The sequence below is a fragment of the Collinsella aerofaciens genome (genome assembly GCF_028209395.1).
Lineage (GTDB): Bacteria > Actinomycetota > Coriobacteriia > Coriobacteriales > Coriobacteriaceae > Collinsella > Collinsella aerofaciens_AZ.
Genome location: NZ_JAQLDQ010000040.1, coordinates 1 through 4,385, shown reverse-complemented (window position 1 = coordinate 4,385; position 4,385 = coordinate 1). Strand labels below are relative to the sequence as shown.

The 4,385-nt window shown below is 58.2% G+C and carries 8 protein-coding genes; 5 read left to right on the top strand and 3 right to left on the bottom strand.

Going from position 1 to position 4,385, the window contains the following annotated elements:
* The 4 genes from PMW67_RS09525 to PMW67_RS09510 all read left to right on the top strand — a co-directional run.
* On the top strand, positions 1-765 hold a 765-nt coding region (locus PMW67_RS09525), incomplete at its 5' end, for a helix-turn-helix domain-containing protein (RefSeq protein WP_271739681.1).
* 166 nt (positions 766-931) lie between these two features.
* A complete protein-coding gene (locus PMW67_RS09520; RefSeq protein WP_215675002.1) occupies positions 932-1,246 on the top strand; it encodes a hypothetical protein in 315 nt (104 codons plus the stop codon).
* A 2-nt stretch (positions 1,247-1,248) separates the two neighbouring features.
* Positions 1,249-1,581, top strand: a complete 333-nt coding sequence (locus PMW67_RS09515; protein ID WP_271739679.1) for a hypothetical protein — start codon at positions 1,249-1,251, stop codon at positions 1,579-1,581.
* A 334-nt stretch (positions 1,582-1,915) separates the two neighbouring features.
* Positions 1,916-2,314 carry a plasmid mobilization protein gene (locus PMW67_RS09510; RefSeq protein ID WP_271739677.1) on the top strand — a complete coding sequence of 133 codons (399 nt, stop codon included), beginning with the start codon at positions 1,916-1,918 and terminating at the stop codon, positions 2,312-2,314.
* Positions 2,315-2,483: 169 nt separating this feature from the next.
* On the opposite strand, the gene PMW67_RS09505 is transcribed toward PMW67_RS09510, so the two are convergent.
* Genes PMW67_RS09505 through PMW67_RS09495 form a run of 3 tightly spaced genes read right to left on the bottom strand, consistent with a single transcriptional unit; the run spans position 2,484 to position 3,381 of the window.
* A complete protein-coding gene (locus PMW67_RS09505) occupies positions 2,484-2,828 on the bottom strand; it encodes a hypothetical protein (protein WP_233506208.1) in 345 nt (114 codons plus the stop codon).
* Between the two features lie 14 nt (positions 2,829-2,842).
* Positions 2,843-3,115, bottom strand: coding sequence for an NADP oxidoreductase (locus tag PMW67_RS09500; protein WP_215675006.1), 273 nt, complete (start codon positions 3,113-3,115; stop codon positions 2,843-2,845).
* A gap of 5 nt (positions 3,116-3,120) precedes the next feature.
* Positions 3,121-3,381 carry a hypothetical protein gene (locus tag PMW67_RS09495; protein WP_012814666.1) on the bottom strand — a complete coding sequence of 87 codons (261 nt, stop codon included), beginning with the start codon at positions 3,379-3,381 and terminating at the stop codon, positions 3,121-3,123.
* A 225-nt stretch (positions 3,382-3,606) separates the two neighbouring features.
* Between PMW67_RS09495 and PMW67_RS09490 the strand changes: the two genes are divergently transcribed.
* Positions 3,607-4,385 (top strand): hypothetical protein (locus tag PMW67_RS09490; RefSeq protein WP_271739672.1); only part of this gene is annotated, 779 nt, incomplete at its 3' end.

Below are 4,385 nucleotides of genomic sequence, written 5' to 3'. Positions count from 1 at the left end.
TTCCTTCCCCCGGAACAGCAGGTAGACCTGTCGAAGAAGTGGAGGGAGACGAGGTACACGCTCGAACAGGCCAAGGAGAGATTCCCCGAGTGGTACGAGAAGGTCATCGTCAACGGCGGACGTGCCGACGGCTCGTGGGATGCCAAGGAAGACCTCTACAACTGGTGGCTGCGCAAGATACGCGCGGGTGCGACGTTCAGCCATAGGTACTTCTGCCTGATGGCTCTGGCGATATACGCCGTGAAGTGCGGCATCACCGACCGCGAACGCGTCAAGGCGGACATGGATTCGCTGGTGCCGTTCCTGGATTCGGTAGACACCGAGCACCCGTTCGGCAACGACCATGAGGTCGAGAACGCTCTCGAATGCCTCGACCTGCGGTACAAGAAGTTCCCCATCAAGGACTTGGAGAGGATATCGGGAATAGTGATCCCGAAGAACAAGCGGAACTACAGGAAGCAGCCACAGCACATGGAGTATCTAAACGGGCTGCGCAAGATGCGTCGCGACGTTCTCGGCGAGAACGAGTATGAAAACAGCGGTCGGCCGAAGGGAAGCGGTGAGAAGCGCGAGCTGATTCGCTCCTATGCCCGGGAGCACCCGGATGCCAACCACTCGGAAATAGCCAAGGCTCTTGGTGTATCCCGACCGACAGTCATCAAGTGGCTGAGGGACTGGAAGTGCGATACCGACGGCCTGCCGGATGGCGCATGGTACGAAAACGGGCACGTTCACGTCGATATGACGGAGCCGAAAGCCGATTGATTCTTGCCTGCTTTGCGTTTGGGTGATGAAATGGGCTGATACACAGGGTGATACACGCCGAGATACACAGGAGATACACGTGCCGCAGAAGATGTTCAGGCTTACAGATGAGCAAATCTGTAAGCTAAAAAAGGTTTCCGAGCTGCGAGGATGTTCTCAAACTGATTTGATTCGCGGGTTCATCGATTCGCTTGACGAGGAGCCGCCTGATACACAGGGTGATACACACCGAGATACACAGGAGATACACGGTGACGAGCGGTCGAGCGGAGCCGATTCGCCAGCGCTCGCCGCCCTCATCGACCAGCTCGCCAAGAAGGACGAGCAGATAGCCAAGCTCATGGAGACCGTGGCCGACAGCACCAAGGCCGTGCAGGGCGCCCAGGCGCTCCACCACGAGACCGCCCAGACGCTCGCGCTGGAATCGACCGAGCAGAAGCTGAGCCGCTGGCAAAGGCTCAGGAGGGCTTGGAGGGGCTAGCCATGAAGTGGAACGTATCCGTGCTGCGCAGGTCGGGGGAATGCGAGCGCACCGAGGTGGCTGACTTTGAGTTGTCGGAGTTCTTCAACCGAATCGCGAGCGCCGAGGGCAAGGCGTGGGTTCTGTCGGTCGAGCGCGTCGGCGATGTGGGCGACTCCGCGCTCGTCGAGCCTGACGGCGATGAACTCGTATCGCAGCTCGGCAAGCGCCGCTGGCGCGTCATGGGAGACCCGGAGGACGGCTGGTGGGTCGAGGTCGATTCAGACGGCAACGAGCTTCCGGGCGATTGGGAGTATGACCGAAAGGGCGGGTGCGTCTACTGCGCGTTCGCCTAGTCGGGCTGTCCGTCTTCTTTCTGCGGCGGCGGCACCGCAGAAAGAAGACTCTCGCGCAAGCGCTCACCGGCCAAGGCCGCTCTTCGAGTTGCAAGATTTGGGAAGTGTACGGACAAACTCCACTGTTGTGGACTTTTTCCTCACTTCCATCTTGCTCCCGAACGGCTTTAGCGGCCTTGACGGGAGAGCGCTTGCGCTTTGGAAAACCGGCAATTTAGAGTTGCCGGTTTTCAGTGGGCGGCAACCCTGCCGCTCGATTTCGCACCGTTTGCAAACGCGGCGGCGCTATTTGCAAACGGATGATTCTGGAAAAACGAGAGGTGCCGAAAGCGACATGCGGAGAAAAGAAGCACGCGTCGAGGTGCGGATGACCGAACACGAGAAGGAAGCCCTCAAGCGAAAAGCCGCCAAAAACGGCATGACGGTTTCCGAATACGCCCGCACGCTCCTTGCCAATTCCGACGATGCGACAATCAGGGTCATTGATACCGAGCCTTTGAGAAAGGCCGCGCACGAACTCGCGAAGCAGGGGACGAACCTGAACCAGTTCATGAAGTTTTTGAACACCTATGGCATCAAAGTGTTCGATGCGGGGGAAGCGCAGCGCGTCCTCGCGCGTGAGGTGGAGACGTTTATGGAAGTCGCGGAAGCCCTTGCTGCGCTCCGAAGGGAAGCAGAACGGAACAACATCTGTTTGCAAATCGAGGATTTCGACAATGCCGAAAACGACTGACGAGGGCAAGGAAAGGGTCGATGGGCAGGCTAGCCCATCGACCCTCAATCAAGTCTGGTCTTCTGTTTCGACCGTCGCGTCAATTCCGCCGTCGATGAACGAGTCGGCTTAGATCCGCGCGAGCGCAGACCACGCCGCCCCGTAGTCACCGACAACTACATTGACCCGACTACTCGCCCGATTCCGAATCGAAAACGCGCTCCGGATATACCCGTCGGATGGTCTCGATTCCGTCATAGATTTCATCATCGTCCTCGCGAAAGGCAAGTGACTTGATATTCTGCATGACCCACTTCTGACGGGAGAGCTTGGAAATCGCGAGGGTTTGCGCATCGACCTCATCGTATCCCTTGGCTGCACGCCAAGTTCCGCGTGCGATGCGTTCGTTTCCAAGCCCCTCGACGTTCTTGCCAACGTAGTCATAGAGGGTATCGACCTCGTAACCGTTCTTTTTCGCCTTATCCTCATCGAAGACGATGGTGAAGCTCCAAGGCTCCATTGTCGTTTCAGCCATATGGTCAGTGTCCTTTAGGCCTGTGCTGCCAGATAGTAGTCGAGTGCGTCCCTGTAGACCGAAGACGGCTTCACGCCCTTGCTGCGGGCTATCATGGCCACTCTCTGCGTATCCTTCGCGTCGTAGACCACCGTCACGCGGCGGGTTCCGACCGCGTCGAGGTGTGAGCCGCTGAACACCTCGCCATCGGGTTCCGGCTCGAAGCTGCCGTCCTCGTAGGGCGCGGCCATGCGGTCGAGGTCGGCATCGGTGATGCCGTGCTTCGCCATGAAATCGTTCACGTTCATCCAAATCACCTCTCCAAGCCGAGTTCCCTGAGCGTCTTGCCGCTCGGCGGGGTCATCCCGTGGTAGACGAAGAAGTAGTCATCGTCGGCATCGTAGATGTAGACGAGCTCGACCAGCCTGCTGCGGGAGTCCGTGCCGACGGCAATCCACTCGCCCGATTCGCGTTGCTTGTAGCGAATCATCGACCGCATCGCGGCCATCACGTCCGCTTCGCTCACCTCGGGGTGCCGCCTGCTGATTCTGGGGTGAACCCCTATCTGGCTCATGCCCGCTCTCCTTTCGATATGATATGAAATCATATCATATCTTTCTATCGGGAGAAATACGCCTGCACTTCAAGTGCCAGACAAATGCCAGACGCTTTTATCGGGGAAATGTCTGAGATGCCAGACGTTCTGCCATACACCGTATCTTCTGGCTCTGGGTGTAAAATAAAATCATTGATAAAATAACGTCCCTATGAGGGCTTCCGGGATGGGTTGGTGAGGGGATTGTCTCTTGAGTCCGTTCTTCTTGAATACGGGGCTTCCGAGGTCTCGGCCATGGATGTCTACTCGGATATCTTCCAGCTCGGGTACGGGTTCATCCAGACCGAGGGGGAGCCGAGCGGGCTGCACAAGGCCAACCCGATAATCCTCGGCTCGTTCGGCGGGCATTACGACAGCGACGGGAAGCTCGTCGGAGACAGGAGACGCCGCCGAATCCTGTTAGAGGACACGTTCGAGGAGACCCTTGCCGAGTTCCGCGATGCGAACTGGGCGATAACGAACGGTCTCACCTACTGGGGCAGGGCGAACACCGCCGACGCGCAGAGCAAGATGTGCGCCATGATTTTCGACCTCGACGGGCAGGATGACGGCACGCTCACGGCCTTCCTGTACAACTGCCGAAGCGACTACCCCGTTTATCCCGAGCCGAACTACATCATCCTGAGCGGCCACAACGTTCATCTGTACTACGTTCTTGAGGAACCCGCCGACCTATACCCGAACACCAAGAGCCTGCTGAAGGACATGAAGTACCGCCTGACCGACAGGATGTGGAACAAGTATACGTCGAGGGAATGGGAGCACCCGCAGCATCAGGGCATCAACCAAGGGTTCCGCGTCATCGGCGGCAAGACGAAGGACGGCGGCACGGTCAGGGCGTTCGTGGTCAACACGCACCCCTTCTCGCTCGAAGAGCTGAACGACTTCCTTCCCCCGGAACAGCAGGTAGACCTGTCGAAGAAGTGGAGGGAGACGAGGTACACGCTCGAACAGGCCAAGGA